Origin of the sequence: uncultured Salinicola sp. (assembly GCF_937921195.1) — a bacterium.
In the GTDB taxonomy this organism is placed as follows: Bacteria; Pseudomonadota; Gammaproteobacteria; order Pseudomonadales; family Halomonadaceae; genus Salinicola.
Map to the genome: position 1 here is coordinate 1 of NZ_CALFQK010000189.1, position 17307 is coordinate 17307.

Here is a 17307-nt window from a genome sequence, read left to right on the forward strand (position 1 = left end):
ATAATTCCTGTCACTGTCGGCTGCAGGTAAGACGAATGGCGCGGCGAGCTATTCCGTCGAGTCGATGATGTCCGCGACAGGCTATCGCGATCGAAACCTTTTCTCTGGTCATCCATGTCTCTGGAACACGTAAGATGGCAGTATTCGTCGCATCACGTCGATTGAAGACAAGGCCGTGGCAGACAAGAATTCAGACTCCCACCTGCCAGAGGATCGACCCATGACGACTTTTACTGATATCGCCGTTCCGGATAGTCGACTTGCACGCGAGATTACCGAACTCGTGCGCGATACCGAGTCGCCATTGCTGTTTCACCACTCGAGCCGGGTTTACCATTTTGCCGCGCTTGGCGGTAAGCAACGGGATCTGCGTTTCGATCCCGAGCTGCTGTATGCCGGCGCCATGTTCCACGACATGGGTTTGACGCACGCCCACAGCAGCGCCGATGAACGTTTCGAAGTCGATGGCGCCAACGCTGCTCGCCAGTTCCTGCGCGGGCACGGCATCGCCGAGGCCGATATCGACATCGTCTGGACGGCAATCGCACTGCACACGACGCCGGGTATTCCCCAGCACATGCATCCGATCATCGCCCTGGTGACGACGGGCGTCGAAATGGATGTACTGGGGATCGGTTACGATCATTTCAGTCCGGAAGATCGCGATGCGATCGTACGTGCCCATCCACGGGGGGATCGGTTCAAGGAAGCGATCATTCAAACGTTCTACGACGGCATCAAGCACAAGCCGGATACCACCTTCGGCAACGTCAAGGCCGATGTCATCGCAGACAAGGAAAAGGCCTTCGCTCCCACCAACTTCTGTCACGTCATTCGCTGCTCAAGCTGGCCGAATTGATCGTAGGTCTTGCTTCCATGGGCACGTCGGGTTGAACAGGCGTGCCGTCGGCGATGGGGGCGCCGGTTTGATCCTGCCACGCAGGCATCCGGCGCATCGACCGGATCGTTTCCATACGCCGCGTCTTTGGGGAATGTCGGGGTTTTCAGATATGAAAACGCTTCCGGTACTCCGCAGGTGTTATGCCGACGTGCTTCACGAAGGCTCGGCGGAGGGTATCGACACTGGTGAATCCGACCCTGGCGGCGACCTGCTTTGGCGCCTGACCATCTTCCTCCAGAAGCAGGCGTGCTGCGCCGATGCGCGCACGCTCCAACCACGCGGCCGGCGTTATACCGACTTCGGCGGAGAACAGCCGAGCGAAATGGCGGGGGCTTTTTCCCGCGTGAGCGGCCAGTGTCTTCACCGAATGGGGCAGAGCCAGATTGGCCATAACCCAGCGCTGTGTCTCCTGCAGAACGGATCGTCCTCCAAGGCTCGACTCTCCATGTCGACTGAATTGAAGCTGCCCTCCCGGTCGCTTGAAATACATGACCAGTTGAGAGGCCACGCGTCGGGCGATGTCTCGACCGAGATCTTCTTCGACAAGGGCCAGCGCGAGATCAAGGCCTGCCGTGACGCCCGCTGATGTCCGTACCTTGCCGTCGCGAATGTAGATGGCGTCCTCCTCGACCTTGAGGTCGGGATACGCCTCGGCAAGCGCCTCGGCGCTGGCCCAGTGAGTCGTGACGCGACGCCCCTGCAGCAACCCGCTGTGAGCCAGGATGAAGGCACCCGTGCAGACGGAACCATAGCGTCGAGCGCTGCCCGCGGCGCGGCGCATCCAGTCCATGGTTGCCGGGTTGAGCTCGGCCGAGGTGGCGTGAGGGGCGCCTGCAACCAGCACCGTATCGAATCGCTCAGCAGCGTCCCTGACCGAGGCATCGGCATATAAGCGGGCACCCGATGAACTGCGAATAGGGCCGGGCGTGGTGCCGATGATTCTGCACCGGTAGGGCGTCGCCCCCGACTCCAGGTTGGCCTGTGAAAACACATCGAGAGGGCCCGCAACGTCGAGCAGCTGCACGCCAGGCAGCGCCAGAATGGCAATGACCTTGGCCACTGGGATTCATCCTCTGTGTCCTGTCTGGACAGTAATGACCGCCTATTCTAACTGAGACGACAGCGTGGACCGGCAGGCGTCGTCGCTTCTTGCGTGTATCGGTCAAGCAGGCGATTCCGCGCATTGCCTGCCTACGCTTCTGGGGGCGTTTTTTCGACGGGCTCGCTTTCGATGCTACCGCTGGACGATTCCGCCCACGCCGCTCCGGTCAATTCACACGACACTTTCCATAGCCGATCTTCCACCGCCCGGTCCCTGGCCGCGGCACTGCGATGGGCGCGTTTGGGTGCGCCGCGGGTCTCGCTGAAGCCATTGGGACCGAAGTAGTCGCCGGGGCGTACGTCGTCGGCGAGCGCGGCGTGGAGCGTGGGCCTGGCGCCCTGGTCGGCGGATTGGCTGATCAACGGCATCACCAGCTTGAATGCTTGGCCGATCAGCGCGCGACTCTTCACCCCGGCATCGAACAGCGCGGTGCGGGAGAGCCCGGGATGGGCGGCGACGCTCAACAACCCCCAGCCGTGCTGGTCGCTCCGTTGCTGCAGCGCCTGGGCAAACAGCAGCATGGCGAGCTTCGATTGCCGGTAGGCGCGCCAGGGATCGTAGTCGCGCTCGCCATTCAGATCGTCGAAATCGATCCTGCCGCTGCGGTGCGCCAGGCTCGATAGCTGGACGACACGTGCTGGCGCTGACTCGGAACCCGACGACGAGGCGGCGATCAGCAGCGGCAGCAGCAGGCTGGTGAGCAGAAAGTGGCCAAGGTAGTTGACCCCGAACTGGCGCTCGAAGCCGTCCTCGGTACGCTGGCGCCGGGGCAGCGCCATGATGCCGGCGTTGTTGATCAGCCGGTGCAGCTCGGTTTCGCGCTCGCGCAGGCGCGCGGCGAACTGGCGCACCGACTCGAGACTATCGAGATCGAGCCACTCGAAGCGAACCTCTGCGCCGGGCTGATGGGCGCGCACCGCGTGGCAGGCGAGCTTGCCCTTGTCGGCATTGCGCCCGGCGACGATGACGCGATACCCGTTCGCTGCCAGGCCCTTGGCGGTCTCCAGCCCGAGTCCGGCGGTGGCGCCGGTGACGATGGCCAGCGGCGCTGCTGGCGGGACGGATTCGGTCATCGAAGTCACTCCCGTGAAGGTCTATGTTGAAGATCAGTATTGAGCGATAGATTCGGTGCAGCGTTCAGCTTTCTCGAACAGGGATATCAATGGGAGTCGCCAATGGCAACGAGAAGTCTCATCGGACGTAGCTGGTGGATTCTGATGGCGTTCGGCGTCATCGCCATCGTATTCGGCCTGATCGCGGTGTTTCAGCCGCTGGCCGCCATCGCGGCGTTGACCTGGATCATGGGCATCATGGCACTGGCGGAAGGCGTCTCCACGCTGTTCATGACGGCGACGGCCTACCGAGGTGCGGGCAAGGGATGGCTGATCGGCTACGGCGTGCTGTCGATACTGTTCGGCCTGCTCGCGATCTTCGATCCGCTCTCCATGGCCAGCGCGCTGCTGGTGCTGGTGGGTATCTGGCTGATCATCGCCGGCGTCTATCGCCTGCTGCTGGGGCTGCGCATTCGCCGCCCGGTGGCCGGCCAGGGCTGGGCCGCGCCCGGCGAGGGATGGACCGTTCTCAGTGGCGTGCTGGCGCTGCTGCTGGGCATCCTGCTCGTCGTCAGCCCACTCAGTGGCCTGGTGGCCACCGCGCTGTGGATCGGGATCGTCGCGCTGGTCTACGGCGTCATCCAGGTGATCGCGGCGTTGCGGGTGCGCAAGATGTTCGCCGGCCCTCGCTAGCGAGGGCCGCAATGTCCAGAGAGCGCCCAAGCGATCGGGCGCGCTCTCATTTGGGCATCAGCACCCACATCTCGCCCCGCTGTTTCATCCGGCTGGCGGCTTCGCCTGCGGCGTCGCCGTGGCCCCAGTAGAAGTCCGCTCTCACCGCGCCCTTCACCGCGCTGCCGGTGTCCTGCGCCACCATCAGGCGCTGCAGCGGCCGGTTGGACAGCGGCTGGGTGGTGGAGAGAAACACCGGCGCGCCGAGGGGAATCTCGTCCGGGTCCACCGCGATGCTGCGCTCGGAGGTGAGCGGCACCCCCAGCGCGCCAACCGGGCCGCTGGTGTCGGCCAGCGCCTCGCTGCCCTTGAGCTCGCGGAAGAACACCATGCGCGGATTGACGTTGAGCATCTCCTCCACCTGGCCCGGATGCCGGCGCGCCCAGTCCCGCACGCCGGGCAGCGTGGCCTGGGCGGGCGTGATTTCGCCACGGTCGATCAGGCGCTTGGCGAAGGAGCGGAACGGCTGATTGTTGGTGCCGGCGTAGGCCACCCGCATGGTGGTGCCGTCGGTCATCTCGACGCGGCCGGAGCCCTGAATCTGCAGGTAGGCCGCCTCCACCGGGTCGTCGACCCACACCAGTTCGGTGCCATCGAGATCGCCGCTGCGCATCAGTTCGGCGCGGGTCGGACCGACATGGGTATGTCGCTTCCAGTATTTCGGGTACTGGTAGAGCGGCGTCTGGTAGGGCCCGCCGCGCACGCGGGAGCCGCGCAGGATCGGTTCGTAGTAGCCGGTGATCAGGCCGGTGGCGCTACCGTCGCTGTTGGTCACGCGGTAAGGCACGAAACGGGACTCGAAGAAGTTCTGGATCGCCAGCGCGTTGAGCGGATCGACCGACTGGGCATCGTGGCAGACGCTCTTCCACGTCGGCTTGCGCTCCAGCCGCTTGCAGCTCTCCCGGAACGCGCTCCATGCCGCCATCGGTTGATCCCGGTTCCACCCCGGCAGGTGGTGCCAGGTGGTCTTGCGTGCCGGCTGTTCGACCCGTGCCTCGGGACTTCCGCCCGGCGTGGGGGTCATGACCGGGCCGCTGGAACAGCCGGCCACCAGCAGGGCGAAGAGAAGAGAGGCCAGCAGCGAGGGGAAGCGGTGTGATGGGGCGCGCTGGCGCGAGGCGCTTGAAAGCATGCAGAGTCGATCCTTGAACACGATGCATTGAAAACGATGATCACGCAGAGGCGGTGAAAAAGCTGGAGCGAGCATATCGCCGCCGCTCGATGGCGTCGAGCGAGCTATCGACCAAAGAGAGACGCTGCAAGTTCCTCCGGCGGGGCATTACACTATGTCCTTTTACTACGCCCTTTGCGCTCCAAGCGGCAGGACCGTCTCATGACCCATGTCATCTCCATTCAGAGCCACGTCGCCTATGGCTACGTCGGCAACCGTGCCGCCGTGTTTCCGCTGCAGCGACTGGGGCTGGAAGTCACCGCCATCAACACCGTCCAGTTCTCCAACCACACCGGCTACGGTGCCTTCACCGGCGACGTCTTCACTCCGGACCATCTCAGGAACGTGCTGGACGGCGTCGAATCCCTGGTGGGGCTCGACGACGTCGATGCGCTGCTTTCCGGCTACATGGGCGACGAAGGCATCGGCCGCGCCGTGCTGGATAGCGTCGACCGCGTCAAGCAGGCCAACCCGCAGGCACTCTACTGCTGCGATCCGGTGATGGGCGATGTCGGACGCGGCTTCTTCGTCCGCGAGGGGATTCCCGAGTGGATGCGCGATCACGCCGTGGCCCGTGCCGATATCGTCACCCCCAACCAGTTCGAGCTCGCCTTTCTCGCCGGGCGCGAAGTGAACACCCTGGAAGACGCCCTCGACGCCGCTGCCGCGCTACGCGCCAAGGGACCCAAGGTGGTGTTGATCACCTCGCTGGAAGTCGCGGGTGATGATCAGCGACACATCGGCATGCTGGTCGATGCCCCCAGCGGCAGCTGGCGGATCGCCACGCCCAAGGTGGATTTCACCATTGCGCCCAACGGCGCCGGCGATTTCACTGCCGCGATGTTCCTCGCCCACAGCCTGCGCGCCGGCCTCACCGAAGAAGGGCCCGCCCGCGCCCTGGAGCAGACCGCCGCCGCGGTGCAGATGCTGTTCGAACACACCCGTCGTGCCGGCACCCGCGAGCTGGCGATGATCGCCGCCCAGCAGGATATCGTTTCGCCGACGGTGACGTTGCATGCCGAACGTCTCAGATAACCTCGCCACGGCTCACCAGCCGCCGCTCTACCTGGGCATGGCGATGTGGGCCAACGCCGACTGGCAAGGCAGCCTGCTGCCCGGCCACGGCGACGTGGAGCTGCGCGACTACGCCAGCGTGTTCAACGCAGTGGAAGGCAATACCACCTTCTACAGCGGCATCCCCAAGGCGGAGACGGTGACGGCCTGGGCCGAACAGGCGCCCGAGACCTTTCGCTTCTGCTTCAAGCTGCCCAGCCAGCTGACCCACGGCAAACGCTTGCGCGATATTGACGATGAGTTTGAACGCTTCATCGAGCGCCTCTCACCGTTGAAAGATCGTCTAGGGCCGATCATGGTCCAGCTACCCAGAGATTTCGGCCAGGGCGAGCTGCCCGCGCTGGAGCGATTGCTCACTCACTGGCCACGGGAGATACCCTGCGCGGTGGAGGTCCGGCACAGTGATTTTTTCCACAAAGGGCCTGCAGAACAGGCATTCAACCGCTTGTTGATAAGTCAAGACGCCAATCGGGTAATGCTCGACGTGCGGGCGCTCTTTGCCACACCCCCAGGGCTTGACAACCGGCTCGCCAAGGCGCAGGGCGAAAAGCCGAAAGTCCCATTACACGTGCTCTGCACGGCGGTCAATCCCATCATTCGCTTTATCGGGCACTTCGACGAAGCCATTAACCTGGCCCGTTTCGAGCCGTGGATCGAACGCCTCATCCTGTGGATAAAACAGGGGAAAACCCCTTTTCTCTTTGTGCATACACCGGATAACCGCCAGGCGCCGGAACTGGCACGAAAGTTCTACAACCAGATTGCCGAAAGGATCGAATTGCCGCCGTTGGCCGAGTTCCCGGGCGAGCGACAGAACTCGCTGTTTTAGCCAAATCTGAAACAGGCTGTTGATAACTCGAGCACTGTTCTTCGATCTATTCTGCCTGTCCACGGTGCCGATGCGTGGGGGATACTCCGCTTAACGTTGATCTTCACGTAAAGGTCAGTTAACGCTAGGGTAGGAAAAATCATAAAAGGGAATAACGCCGTGTCCGGCCAGACCTACGCCATTGGCGAACTCGCGCAGCACTTCGACGTGACCACCCGCACCATTCGCTTCTACGAGCAGGAAGGCCTGCTCTCCCCCGAGCGACGTGGCAAGACCCGCGTCTACCACGAGAAGGACCGCGTTCGCCTCAAGCTCGCCCTGCGCGGCAAGCGTCTCGGTTTCTCGCTGATCGAGATCCGCGAAGTGCTCGACCTCTACGACACCCGCCACGACGGCAGCATCCGCCAACTCGAGCGGCTGCTCGAAATCCTCGCCGACAAACGCGCCAACCTCGAACGCCAGCTCGAAGACATCCGCATCATGCAGCGCGAGCTGGATCAGGTCGAAGAACGGTGCAAAGGTGCATTGGGGGAGTTGAAGGCGGCGGAAAAGAGTTCTTGAGCATGGCTTATACCTGGAAGCTCACCATCAAGACCGCCGATTTTCCTCGACATCATCAGCCAGCCAGACCTTGATCAGCGACTGATAAGGCATATCCCGCTTGTTGGCTTCGATCTTGATGCGATCCAGTAGTGATTCCGGCAACCTCAAAGAGATTGTCTTGGTCGATGGCTTCAGGTTGGGAAGCGCGGCACGCTTAGCCTGGTTCCAGTCCACATAGTCCGTGGAGTCGTGGCTTTCCCAGAACGCACGCTCTTCCGCTTCACTCTTGAACTCAGGCGTCGTCTTGGTTTTGCTCATAAATCCTCCTCTCCTTACGGTGCATGGCTCGGGCCGAGATAACTCGAATCAGCGTACCGGCTGCACGCAAGGTGAACGTGATGTGTAGCTGACGATGGTCGTCCGTGATGCCGAGGGCATGATATCGAGGTTCGTCTTGGCTGTGTCTGGTATCTTCGACCATCAGCAGTGGCTGATTGAAAAACACCTGTTCCGCTTCGGATTGGCGTACGCCGTGCTTGTCCGCACTTTTGCGGGCATTGCCCTCGTCCCTGTCGAAGCCGGTAATCTGCGCCAAATCGATCATATTTTGTATATTGCCATAATATACATGGCATGCAAGCAGTGCCATCCGAGCGCTTCGGCAAGGACCGCGTTCGCCTCAAGCTCGCCCTGCGCGGCAAGCGCCTGGGTTCTCGCTGATCGAGATTCGCGAAGTGCTCGACCTCTACGACACCCGCCACGACGGCAGCATCCGCCAACTCGAACGCCTGCTCGAGATCCTCGCCGACAAACGCGCCAACCTCGAACGCCAGCTCGAAGACATCCGCGTCATGCAGCGCGAGCTGGATCAGGTCGAAGAACGGTGCAAGGGCGCGTTGGGGGAGTTGAAGGCGGCGGAATAGGGTCACTGACGCTATTCGATACTGACGATACCGCTCTGCAGCTTCTTCGATGGTAGTCAATCTGCACGGAGCAACGGCATGCGACATGACCTGGAAGCCAACAAGCGCAATGCGATCGCCTTCTATCGCACGGCTTATCTCGGTGATCCTACCCTTGCCGTCGCGACGTATGTCGGCGCCGATTACATCCAGCACAACTCGGTAGTGGGTAATGGAAAGCAGGCGTTCATCGATTACTTCACGGCAATGGCAGAGCAGTATCCCGGGAGGGAAATCGAGTTCGTGCGCGCGGTGGCCGAAGCCGATCTGGTATCTCTACACACGCACCAGACCTGGCCCGACGGCGATGAGTACTTCACGATGGATTTTTTCCGTTTCGACGACAACGGCAAGATCGTGGAACACTGGGATTCCATTCAAAGAGTTCCGGATGAGACCAAGAACAGAAATCCGATGTACTGAGTACCCACGGCTAGCGCTTCAATCTGGCCGTTCCCGTGACGGCCAGCGGCCAGTGACCCTCCTACTTCCTAAATGATCTTCGGCTTCTGACGAAACAACGCCGGCTTCTCGAGCCACGGTTGATTAATGCTTTCGTGGCGTTGTTTCCAATGTAATGCTTGGTTACTGTGCGTAGAACTACATAAAAGATGGCTTACAGAGTCACAAACTGACAAGGGACAGCCAGCCGCGCTGGGATGATGGAAGCATCGTCATCCTCCATGGCTGGCGGTAGCGTGGCTGCCTTCACCAAAAGCCAACCGGATGCCCACCAACATATGACTGTATCTATGCACAGTCATATCGGATTGAGCAAAACGCGCGAGCACGCGACTTCTGCAAAGCACGTCTAATTATTATGAGGCTCCTTTTAAATAAGTTAAGCGCAAAGTGACTAGCTAGATAGGTCTATTAAACGCGCGAGCTTGTGCAAGTGGCAACGCGAGCGCGCCATCTAATACCTGTTAAATTTTCAACTGGGTTTAGTGATGAATATTGAGATCGTAGAAAAAGCAGATCACCTTAAGCTGATAGAAGTCTGGGAAACGTCGGTCAGGGCAACGCATGATTTTCTGGCTGAAGATGATCTACAGGAGTTAAAGCCGTTAATTCTGGAGCAGTATTTTGGCGCAGTTGATTTAAGGTGCGCTAAAAGCGGTAACGGTGAAATTCAGGGATTCTGTGGAGTACATGACGATAATATTGAGATGTTGTTCATCTCACCTGATGCACGCGGAAAAGGCATTGGCGCCATGTTGGCGGCCCATGCTATCAAAGAGCAGGGAGCATCAAAGGTCGATGTAAACGAGCAGAATGAACAGGCGGTGGGCTTTTATCAGCATATTGGCTTTAAAGTGAGAGATCGGTCACCAGTCGATGGTCAGGGTAAGCCATATCCGCTGTTGCATATGGCGCTATAAAAATTTAACAAGGCCAGGCACGGCGACGTCTTTTTCGTTGCGGCTTCGCCTTCACTATAAAGCCGCGCGTGCTGGCGGCGTTATGCATTTTTGAGGGATCGAGAAACATTATGACTTGGATTATATTAGGATTTCAGGTTTTATTAGCCATACTTTTTGCTCTTGCGTGGAGCTGGATCAAGGAATTACCGGCTGCAATTCATAAGCGACAGGAGCAGCTTTTTAGTCAACAGTTGTCCAAAGAGCTTGAATTGTTAAAGATCAGTCAATCGCAAATTCAACTGAGAAAAGTTGAAAAGTTCATAGATTTTGCAAAGCTTCAGCAAGATATCTTAACCAACGAAGATTTTAAGCGAAAGATAGCGGCGAAAGACCCTATAGCGGTAACGAGACTGAGAGAGTTAGTAGTCGAGCTAGGGATTGGTTTGTTTTTCTTTGCCTCAGACGAAACCGTGCAGCGTTATGGCAGATGGAAAACTGAATCCGCTGTTGAAGCTGCTGACCCGTTTAAATTGCTTAGAGGGTTGGGTGAGTTAATGGTCGCACTTCGTCGTGATGTTGGCTATAACGAAACGAGCTTAACCAGCGATGATTATCTGAGAATGTTCATAACCGACTGGGATAATATGCTTGCGAGAGAAAATGCATAACAAAGCCATTAAATTCGCTCCCTGCGGTCGCCGGACGCTCGTTCCTTGCACCGTTTATGGCGAGCGTTAAATTTTGTCGGAGGACTCGAGTGCAATCCGTCTACGGCTGTATTGATATTGATCACCCAATGGTGGCATGGAGCGCATACCGAGGAGTATTGGTCTCCGCTCAAGCAGGTAGTGAATATCCTAAGTGCCCAATTTCCGTGATGCTAGCAGGCATGCTAAAGCACCGTAATTCAGCGAGGCTCGGCAACGAACTAGCAATTGAGCGAGTTCGCCAGTTGAAGTACCCAAGCAAGGTGTCTCGATTGGTTGGCATGTATTTCTTCGAAGATCAGTCAGCATTTGAAGCGGCTAGAGAATGGGGTGACCACTTCTCCTCTGAGTATCAGGCAGAACTCGGATTGTTGCCTGGAGCAACTGTCAGCCGCCATGACGCAAATTGGATTACGTATGCACCATTGGATAGTACTGGCTGCCTAAAGTCCGTTGATTGGGTCGATCAATATTGGTCCGGCGAGCCTTTTCCGAATCGAGCGCCGGTCTGGGAATTAATTGTTGATGGTCGAGCTGCTATATATGGTACTGAACTCAGGCAACGTGCGTACGCGACCATCAAAGCTGAATTTCCAAAGTGTGTAGCGATCTTGGAGGTGGGAAGGATCGCTGCTCTCATAGGATCGGACCTTGGCCAAATTTCCTCTTGGTTGATGCAGGCCTCAGAGGCTGAATTCTCACTGCAGTACTACATCGACATGAGAGATGCTCAAGATTCCAAATTCTTGGAGAAAGTTAGGAATTATGATGGTCCAAAGAATCACACTGATTTGGCGGTAGGCGGGGATAAATTTTCAGTGCCGGATTTACGGGGCCTAGGCGAGTCGTTTCACACAAATGAACAGTTTTCCAAGCAATGCCTTGTGGGCGTTCATGCAAACAAAATTTAACCAGGGGCTCAAGCCGACCGGTACTCCGCTGCGCTACGTACCGGCGGCTTAGCCCAGGCGTTAGGATTATCGAGTTTTGCAAGCATTGCCTTGACACGAGACAATTGATGAAAAAAGACAATGATCCATTGGAAGATATTCGCAAACTATTGAGGTATACATCAGATCCGATGAAGGAGCATCGCGAGATGATGGCTGCGCTAGGTGATCCGCTAAAGGAACACCGGGAGATGATGGCAGCTATGGCCGATCCACTGAAAGAGCATCGCGAGATGATGGCGGTGCTGGGTGATCCGCTGAAGGAACATCGTGAGATGATGGCGGCTATGGCCGATCCACTGAAAGAGCATCGCGAGATGATGGAGGTGCTGGGTGATCCGCTAAAGGAACACCGGGAGATGATAGCGGCCCTGGGTGATCCGCTAAAGGAACATCGCGAAATGATGGCAGCCATGGGTAACCCGCTGAAAGATCATCGTGAGATGATAGCGGCCATGGCCGATCCACTTAAAGAATTTCGGGAATCAATTGCGGCTATCCAAAACCCGTTCAAAAATCTTTCAGCTGCCATTGCGAGTATTGATTCGCTGAGGCTTTTAAAGGATGTCGCGCTTGATATTGGCCAAAATCTGTCATTTGAGCCAGATGGGCAGATTTTATTTGAATCGAAACGGCTAGCGATTTCGGAGCTACAAAGTCTTTCTTACCAAGTCATTCATGATTCTTCGGTAGAGCCATCAGGCTCCTTAGAGGAGTCTTTGAATAATCTGGTCGACGAAATCAGGGCACAGAGAGACCCCGCAATTCAAAAGCTATTGATGTGGTTTATATGCCCGTTGATTATTGCTGTTATAGTGTCTTTTTTAAACCCTGTCGTTGATTGTCGCATTAAATCTTATCTCAGTGAAGATAAGCGCTCTCTGTCCAAAAAGATTGAGTCAAAGGCAGCGGCATCTGTTGTCGATAGATTCTTGACTGATTTTCGGTATGTTTCAGCTGATGTCCTTAATGTCAGATATTCAGCATCTAAAAAAGCGGAAACTGTCGGTTATTTACATTTCGGTTATGCGGTAATTGTTATTAGTCGCGAAAAAAACTGGACTCTGATAGAATGGAGTGATCCAGATTCTGAAATTCGAATCAACGGGTGGGTATTTTCAAGGTACCTCGCTAAATTCAAGTAAGTCCCTAAAAAATGCTGCCGGCAAATTTTACGCTATGCTCCAAAATTGCCGCAAAGCTTTGCGTTATATCTCTGGTGAGTATAAATGATTAATTCAATATATAAGATTGAGGGTCTTTGTGACGATCGTTTTTCTATTATGCCACATCCACAAGGGGGCCAGTTGCTCGAACAGAGTGTAGAAGAAATTAAGTTGTCGGGCTATGAAGTCGTCGTTTCCATGTTGACGCGTGGTGAGCAGATAGAGCTTGAGCTTCTTGCTGAGGAAGAGGTTTGCCAAAACAAGGGGATTTTATACCTTAACTTTCCAATCAGAGATGAAGTGGCCGATAGTGATACAGAAGTGATGCAGTTCATCGATTCCTTGGCGGTTTTGCAGCAAGAGAAGAGAAAAATAGTATTTCACTGTCGGGGAGGCGTTGGCCGTTCCTCGATGATGCTAAGCCTTTTGGCAGCAAGGCTGGGCGTGGAACCAGAAGCCTCCTTTGAATTAATTACGATATCTAGAGGTGAGCAAGCGCCCGAGACGGAGTCCCAAAGGCAATGGGTAACCAGGCTATCAAAAAGCTGATCGGACTCATTCACTATGCTTCAAGCAATGATCGTAATAAGTGAAGCTCGGGCCAATTCACCAATGGCTGCGGGCTTTTCTGTTCTCAGCGGCGCGATAACTTCACCGCCAGCGCCACACCCACCTTTGACCGATTCGGCTTGTCGATCGTCTGCGTTATCCACACCCGGTCGTTGCTAACTCATCCAGTTCCACGCAGTTGTCGATGTCGAAGCCGTTGGGCAGGTTGATCACGTTTTCAGTCGAGACATGGCCAACGATGCCCGAGCCATAGACCCATGCGGGTACCTTTACGCATCGCTGCATGCGCTTTCATCAGTCGCTGGTGACTCGCAATTTGTCGGTCTCTGCGCCAACCTGAAACTCTGGCTGCCAGCTCACGCAGTCACGACCATGCACGCGGTATCAACCGAGTACTGACAATGGATTGGCTGACGTTCATTTCGAGCCTCGTCCGGTCGCTGGCCTGGCCGGTGTTCGCCCTGATTCTCGCGCTTCTCTTCCGCGACCAGATCCTGCAGTTTGGGTCCTTCATCAAGAAGCTGCGGGCCGGGCCTATCGAGGCTGAGTTCGAGCACGATCTTGAGCTGCTGCGCTCGCTGTCGCCAGGTCGGGGTGACGTCGTGAGCGCGCGTGCCGGTGAAGAGGAGACTTTTCTTACCGAGCTGGCCGAGCGCCATCCCCGTACGGCCATACTGGAGGCGTGGACTCGACTGGAGCGCGCGGCCCGCACGTCGCTGTTGTCACAGGAGATTGAATATAGTGGCCCGGGCGAGGTATCAGCGGCTCGGCTACCGGAGCTGCTGGTGCGGGCAGGTCTGATCGATCAGCCACAGGTGACGCTGTATCACGAGCTTCGGCGTCTGCGTCGCGAGGTGGCTCGCGATCTCGATCCGACGAAAGAGGCGGCAAGAACCTATGTCGAGTTGTGTCGCGCGCTTCAATTTCAGATCGATCACGGAGCCTAGAGTGGTCGACCCGAGAAGGCTCGTCTGGTGTGCGTAAGGTTCGGTGGGCTCCAACCGGTTCCGGCAAGAGCGGCGGTGTCAGAGCAATTTACTACTGGAAAAAATCCGATCACGAGATATGGATGCTGACGCTTTACGGTAAATCGGAGCGTGCCAGCATTCCTGGCCATATGCTCAAGCAGATAGCGGAGGCGATCAAAAATGGGTGAGAGAAATATTGGGGCCGAGATCCTCGACGGCATTCAGGAAATCAAACAGTTCAAGAAAGGCAAGCTGGCGCTGCGAACGCAGGAGCTTTCAGAGCCCTCGCCGCCTAAGGCGATCCGGTTGAAGCTGAAACTGTCGCAATCCGCCTTTGCCGGCCTGATGGGTGTCAGCGTGCAAATGCTTCAGGACTGGGAGCAGGGGCGGCGGGAGCCGCGAGGGCCGGCAATAGCACTACTGCGCATTGCTGAGCAGCACCCGGAAGTCTTCGAAAAGCTGCATTGACTTTTAGGACTTATGGCGAGGAAGAAGGGGGCTGATGTTACACCCCCAGCCCTTTTTAGTTTTTACATCCGTTCTTGTCGCATGTGATCTTACTATTTGTATTACTCCAATGAGATGGGTTTTCATTGGTGTTGAACCCGCAACCGGTCATGCCTCCTTTTTGCCCTTTATGGACGATGCTGGGACCGTTAGGAGGAGAGTGCTGTACTGCCATAGTTATCCACCTTTATTTGTTTTAGTGGTGACGCTGTTTTATCGCGTCATTGCAAAATTTAACCATGAAATGAAAGCGTAGCAATTGGGCTTTCGGTTAAGATGGAAAAGGTATGATTGTTTGAATCAAATATTAGTAGAAACTGGTGAGTTGTTAGCACTGTCATTGCAAAATCTTAACGTGCACAAGTCAATATATGATATATCCGACGAGCTAAGTGATTGACGATGACTTCGCCGCCAGCGCCACACCCACCTTCGACCGATTCGGCTTGCCGATGGTCTGGGTTATCCACACCCCTGTCTCTGCCAACTTGTCCAGATCCACGCCGCTGTCGATGCCGAGGCCGTTGAGCAGGTAGATCACGTCTTCGGTGGCGACGTTGCCGGTGGCGCCCTTGGCGTAGGGGCAGCCGCCGAGGCCGGCGACGGCGCTGTCGATCACGCCGATGCCTTCCTCGAGCACGGCGTAGAGATTGGCCAGCGCCTGGCCGTAGGTGTCGTGGAAGTGGGCGGCGAGCTTATTCATTGGGATTTCGTGCGCCACGGCGTCGAGCAGGCGCTTGGCCTCGAGCGGGGTACCGACGCCGATGGTGTCGCCCAGCGAGATCTCGTAGCAGCCCATCTCGTACAGCGCCCGGGAGACCTCGGCGACCCTGGCCGGGGCCACCTCGCCTTCATACGGGCAACCCAGCACGCAGGAGACATAGCCGCGCACGCGCACGTTCGACTCACGGGCGCGTTCGATCACCGGGGCGAAGCGCGCCAGTGACTCGGCGATGGAGCAGTTGATGTTCTTCTGGGAGAAGGCTTCGCTCGCCGCTGCGAAAACGGCGACCTCTTCGACGCCGCACGCCAGCGCGGCCTCCAGCCCTTTGAGATTGGGCGTAAGCGCGGAGTAGATCACACCCGGCCGGCGGCGAATGCCGGTCATCACCTCGCGGTGATCCGCCATCTGCGGCACCCATTTGGGCGAGACGAAACTCGCCGCTTCGATCCGCTTTAGCCCCGCCGCGCCGAGCCGCTCGATCAGTTCAAGCTTGGCGGCGGTGGCGATGGGTTCGGCTTCGTTCTGTAGCCCGTCCCGCGGGCCGACCTCCACCACGCTGACCTGGTTTGGCATCCCCATCTCACACCCCCTCAGTCGCGTCGGCGCTGGCGAACGCCAATAGCTCATCCCCCTGCGCCACGGCGTCGCCCACCTTGAAGTGAAACGCTTCCACCGCGCCGGCGGCGGGGGCGCTCAGGGTGTGTTCCATCTTCATCGCTTCCACCACCACCAGCGGCGTGCCTTTCTCCACCGTCTGGCCGGGTTCGACCAGCAGCGCCACCACGGTGCCGTGCATGGAGGCAGTCAGCCTGGCTTCGACCTCATGCGGCAGATGATCGACCCGGTCCGAGCGCCGCCAGATCAGGCGGGACTGGAAGCCGGCGGCAGTGAGAATGATCGTTTCGCCATCCAGAGCGGGATCGGTGCGCGCCAGCAGGCGACGGCGATGGCCATCCAGGGTGATCGCCACGGCGTCACCGTCGAGCCGCTGCAGGCGGCCTTCGAGATGCTGCTCGCCGTCTCGGTCCACGCTCAGTTGCCAAGTCGATTGCGAGGCAGAGCGTGTCGCGGTCACGGGGATCGGCGGCGCGCCCTCGGCCTCGGCAAATGCCAGTCGAAGGTGCTGCGGGGCGTTGAGCCGCCAGCCGTCACGGCGCTCCCATGGTGAATGGTCATCGCCTGTCTGTTCTAGTTGGTCGAGCGCTACCAGAGCGGCGCAAGCGATGTCCGCATCAGTGGCCGGTTCACTCGCGAACAGCGCGTCGTGGTGGTGTTCGATAAAGCGGGTGTCGAGCCGGGCGGCGATGAAATCCGGATGCGTCACCAGGCGCTGCAGAAAACGGCGATTGGTGTTCACGCCGGAGATATCCAGTGCCGCCAGCGTGCGATCCATCTCCGCCAGGGCCTGGCCGCGATCCTCGCCGTGGACGATCAGCTTGGCCAGCATCGGGTCATAGTGCATCGAGACGTCGTCACCGGCTTCGACGCCGCTATCCAGACGCACGCGATCCGGCGCCAGGTCGCTGGCGTTCAGGTCGAGTCCGAACCGTTCGAGCGTGCCGGTAGCGGGCAGGAAGTCGTTGTCCGGGTCCTCGGCATAGAGCCGCGCTTCGATGGCGTGGCCGGTGAGCGTCAGCGCGTCCTGGGCCTTGGGCAGCGGCAGCCCGGCGGCCACGCGCAGCTGCCACTCGACCAGATCCTCGCCGGTGATCAACTCGGTGACCGGGTGCTCGACCTGCAGCCGGGTGTTCATCTCCATGAAGTAGAAACGCGTCGCTTCGCTCGTCTCGGTGTTTGAGACAGGTTCTGCGGCGGCATCCAGCAGGAACTCCACCGTACCGGCGCCGACATAGCCGATCTCCTGGGCGGCGCGGACGGCAGCTTCGCCCATTTGTTGGCGCAGCGCGGGGGACAGGTTGGGCGCCGGGGCTTCTTCCAGCACCTTCTGGTGGCGGAGCTGCACGCTGCAGTCGCGCTCGAACAGG

21 protein-coding genes are annotated in these 17307 nt (G+C 58.1%); 14 read left to right on the top strand and 7 right to left on the bottom strand.

The genetic code is table 11. From position 1 onward, the window contains the following. Window positions 1–175: 175 nt before the first annotated feature. Complete coding sequence (locus Q0602_RS22355) at window positions 176–859, top strand: HD domain-containing protein (RefSeq protein ID WP_298848152.1); 684 nt, start codon at window positions 176–178, stop codon at window positions 857–859. Between the two features lie 145 nt (window positions 860–1004). Here the strand turns inward: Q0602_RS22355 and Q0602_RS22360 are convergent, their stop codons facing one another. Both Q0602_RS22360 and Q0602_RS22365 read right to left on the bottom strand, forming a co-directional pair. Beyond that, window positions 1005–1961, bottom strand: coding sequence for a GlxA family transcriptional regulator (locus tag Q0602_RS22360; protein ID WP_298848154.1), 957 nt, complete (start codon window positions 1959–1961; stop codon window positions 1005–1007). Between the two features lie 131 nt (window positions 1962–2092). Continuing rightward, on the bottom strand, window positions 2093–3076 hold the full coding sequence (locus Q0602_RS22365; protein WP_298848156.1) for an oxidoreductase: 984 nt from the start codon (window positions 3074–3076) through the stop codon (window positions 2093–2095). A gap of 102 nt (window positions 3077–3178) precedes the next feature. Between Q0602_RS22365 and Q0602_RS22370 the strand changes: the two genes are divergently transcribed. Next, window positions 3179–3748: an HdeD family acid-resistance protein gene (locus Q0602_RS22370; RefSeq protein WP_110715281.1), complete on the top strand. Its 570-nt coding sequence runs from the start codon at window positions 3179–3181 to the stop codon at window positions 3746–3748. 46 nt (window positions 3749–3794) lie between these two features. On the opposite strand, the gene Q0602_RS22375 is transcribed toward Q0602_RS22370, so the two are convergent. After that, a complete protein-coding gene (locus Q0602_RS22375) occupies window positions 3795–4919 on the bottom strand; it encodes an MltA domain-containing protein (RefSeq protein ID WP_295038771.1) in 1125 nt (374 codons plus the stop codon). Window positions 4920–5120: 201 nt separating this feature from the next. On the opposite strand from Q0602_RS22375, the gene pdxY reads away from it, so the two are divergent. The 3 genes from pdxY (at window position 5121) to Q0602_RS22390 (ending at window position 7422) form a co-directional block, all read left to right on the top strand. After that, window positions 5121–5993: a pyridoxal kinase PdxY gene (gene pdxY, locus Q0602_RS22380; protein WP_298848160.1), complete on the top strand. Its 873-nt coding sequence runs from the start codon at window positions 5121–5123 to the stop codon at window positions 5991–5993. Then, window positions 5974–6861 (top strand): DUF72 domain-containing protein, encoded by an 888-nt coding sequence (locus tag Q0602_RS22385; protein WP_298848162.1) that lies wholly within the window; start codon window positions 5974–5976, stop codon window positions 6859–6861. Before pdxY ends, Q0602_RS22385 begins: the two co-directional genes overlap by 20 nt. Before the next feature lie 159 nt (window positions 6862–7020). Further along, on the top strand, window positions 7021–7422 hold the full coding sequence (locus Q0602_RS22390; RefSeq protein WP_298848164.1) for a MerR family DNA-binding transcriptional regulator: 402 nt from the start codon (window positions 7021–7023) through the stop codon (window positions 7420–7422). Window positions 7423–7449: 27 nt separating this feature from the next. Here the strand turns inward: Q0602_RS22390 and Q0602_RS22395 are convergent, their stop codons facing one another. Both Q0602_RS22395 and Q0602_RS22400 read right to left on the bottom strand, forming a co-directional pair. Continuing rightward, window positions 7450–7722: a BrnA antitoxin family protein gene (locus Q0602_RS22395; protein ID WP_149435160.1), complete on the bottom strand. Its 273-nt coding sequence runs from the start codon at window positions 7720–7722 to the stop codon at window positions 7450–7452. After that, a complete protein-coding gene (locus Q0602_RS22400; protein WP_298848168.1) occupies window positions 7697–8053 on the bottom strand; it encodes a BrnT family toxin in 357 nt (118 codons plus the stop codon). Before Q0602_RS22400 ends, Q0602_RS22395 begins: the two co-directional genes overlap by 26 nt. Before the next feature lie 85 nt (window positions 8054–8138). On the opposite strand from Q0602_RS22400, the gene Q0602_RS22405 reads away from it, so the two are divergent. The 9 genes from Q0602_RS22405 (at window position 8139) to Q0602_RS22445 (ending at window position 14559) form a co-directional block, all read left to right on the top strand. Continuing rightward, a complete protein-coding gene (locus Q0602_RS22405) occupies window positions 8139–8327 on the top strand; it encodes a hypothetical protein (protein WP_298848170.1) in 189 nt (62 codons plus the stop codon). 78 nt (window positions 8328–8405) lie between these two features. Then, window positions 8406–8789 (top strand): nuclear transport factor 2 family protein, encoded by a 384-nt coding sequence (locus Q0602_RS22410; protein WP_298848172.1) that lies wholly within the window; start codon window positions 8406–8408, stop codon window positions 8787–8789. A gap of 527 nt (window positions 8790–9316) precedes the next feature. Then, complete coding sequence (locus tag Q0602_RS22415) at window positions 9317–9748, top strand: acetyltransferase (RefSeq protein ID WP_298848173.1); 432 nt, start codon at window positions 9317–9319, stop codon at window positions 9746–9748. Window positions 9749–9858: 110 nt separating this feature from the next. Further along, window positions 9859–10398 (top strand): hypothetical protein, encoded by a 540-nt coding sequence (locus Q0602_RS22420; RefSeq protein ID WP_298848174.1) that lies wholly within the window; start codon window positions 9859–9861, stop codon window positions 10396–10398. An 89-nt stretch (window positions 10399–10487) separates the two neighbouring features. Beyond that, window positions 10488–11348: a hypothetical protein gene (locus tag Q0602_RS22425; protein WP_298848177.1), complete on the top strand. Its 861-nt coding sequence runs from the start codon at window positions 10488–10490 to the stop codon at window positions 11346–11348. Window positions 11349–11455: 107 nt separating this feature from the next. Next, the gene (locus Q0602_RS22430; RefSeq protein ID WP_298848179.1) at window positions 11456–12532 is read left to right on the top strand and encodes an SH3 domain-containing protein; all 1077 of its coding nucleotides are present in this window, start codon (window positions 11456–11458) and stop codon (window positions 12530–12532) included. A gap of 84 nt (window positions 12533–12616) precedes the next feature. Continuing rightward, window positions 12617–13102 (top strand): hypothetical protein, encoded by a 486-nt coding sequence (locus Q0602_RS22435; RefSeq protein WP_298848181.1) that lies wholly within the window; start codon window positions 12617–12619, stop codon window positions 13100–13102. Between the two features lie 422 nt (window positions 13103–13524). Continuing rightward, the gene (locus tag Q0602_RS22440; RefSeq protein ID WP_298848183.1) at window positions 13525–14070 is read left to right on the top strand and encodes a hypothetical protein; all 546 of its coding nucleotides are present in this window, start codon (window positions 13525–13527) and stop codon (window positions 14068–14070) included. 201 nt (window positions 14071–14271) lie between these two features. After that, complete coding sequence (locus tag Q0602_RS22445) at window positions 14272–14559, top strand: helix-turn-helix domain-containing protein (protein ID WP_298848185.1); 288 nt, start codon at window positions 14272–14274, stop codon at window positions 14557–14559. A gap of 427 nt (window positions 14560–14986) precedes the next feature. On the opposite strand, the gene Q0602_RS22450 is transcribed toward Q0602_RS22445, so the two are convergent. After that, window positions 14987–15901, bottom strand: a complete 915-nt coding sequence (locus tag Q0602_RS22450) for a hydroxymethylglutaryl-CoA lyase (RefSeq protein ID WP_298848187.1) — start codon at window positions 15899–15901, stop codon at window positions 14987–14989. A 1-nt stretch (window position 15902) separates the two neighbouring features. Continuing rightward, window positions 15903–17307: biotin/lipoyl-containing protein (locus Q0602_RS22455; RefSeq protein WP_298848189.1), on the bottom strand; the 1405-nt coding region annotated here is incomplete at its 5' end.

What these genes read in the sequence shown, in the direction of transcription:
- Q0602_RS22385 (WP_298848162.1), top strand. Translation starts at nt 5,974, where the DNA reads ATGCCGAACGTCTCAGATAACCTCGCCACGGCTCACCAGCCGCCGCTC.
- Q0602_RS22435 (WP_298848181.1), top strand. Translation starts at nt 12,617, where the DNA reads ATGATTAATTCAATATATAAGATTGAGGGTCTTTGTGACGATCGTTTT.
- Q0602_RS22395 (WP_149435160.1), bottom strand. Translation starts at nt 7,722, where the DNA reads ATGAGCAAAACCAAGACGACGCCTGAGTTCAAGAGTGAAGCGGAAGAG.
- Q0602_RS22420 (WP_298848174.1), top strand. Translation starts at nt 9,859, where the DNA reads ATGACTTGGATTATATTAGGATTTCAGGTTTTATTAGCCATACTTTTT.
- Q0602_RS22415 (WP_298848173.1), top strand. Translation starts at nt 9,317, where the DNA reads ATGAATATTGAGATCGTAGAAAAAGCAGATCACCTTAAGCTGATAGAA.
- Q0602_RS22375 (WP_295038771.1), bottom strand. Translation starts at nt 4,919, where the DNA reads ATGCTTTCAAGCGCCTCGCGCCAGCGCGCCCCATCACACCGCTTCCCC.
- Q0602_RS22445 (WP_298848185.1), top strand. Translation starts at nt 14,272, where the DNA reads ATGGGTGAGAGAAATATTGGGGCCGAGATCCTCGACGGCATTCAGGAA.
- Q0602_RS22450 (WP_298848187.1), bottom strand. Translation starts at nt 15,901, where the DNA reads ATGGGGATGCCAAACCAGGTCAGCGTGGTGGAGGTCGGCCCGCGGGAC.
- Q0602_RS22400 (WP_298848168.1), bottom strand. Translation starts at nt 8,053, where the DNA reads ATGGCACTGCTTGCATGCCATGTATATTATGGCAATATACAAAATATG.
- Q0602_RS22370 (WP_110715281.1), top strand. Translation starts at nt 3,179, where the DNA reads ATGGCAACGAGAAGTCTCATCGGACGTAGCTGGTGGATTCTGATGGCG.
- Q0602_RS22440 (WP_298848183.1), top strand. Translation starts at nt 13,525, where the DNA reads ATGGATTGGCTGACGTTCATTTCGAGCCTCGTCCGGTCGCTGGCCTGG.
- Q0602_RS22430 (WP_298848179.1), top strand. Translation starts at nt 11,456, where the DNA reads ATGAAAAAAGACAATGATCCATTGGAAGATATTCGCAAACTATTGAGG.
- pdxY (WP_298848160.1), top strand. Translation starts at nt 5,121, where the DNA reads ATGACCCATGTCATCTCCATTCAGAGCCACGTCGCCTATGGCTACGTC.
- Q0602_RS22365 (WP_298848156.1), bottom strand. Translation starts at nt 3,076, where the DNA reads ATGACCGAATCCGTCCCGCCAGCAGCGCCGCTGGCCATCGTCACCGGC.
- Q0602_RS22410 (WP_298848172.1), top strand. Translation starts at nt 8,406, where the DNA reads ATGCGACATGACCTGGAAGCCAACAAGCGCAATGCGATCGCCTTCTAT.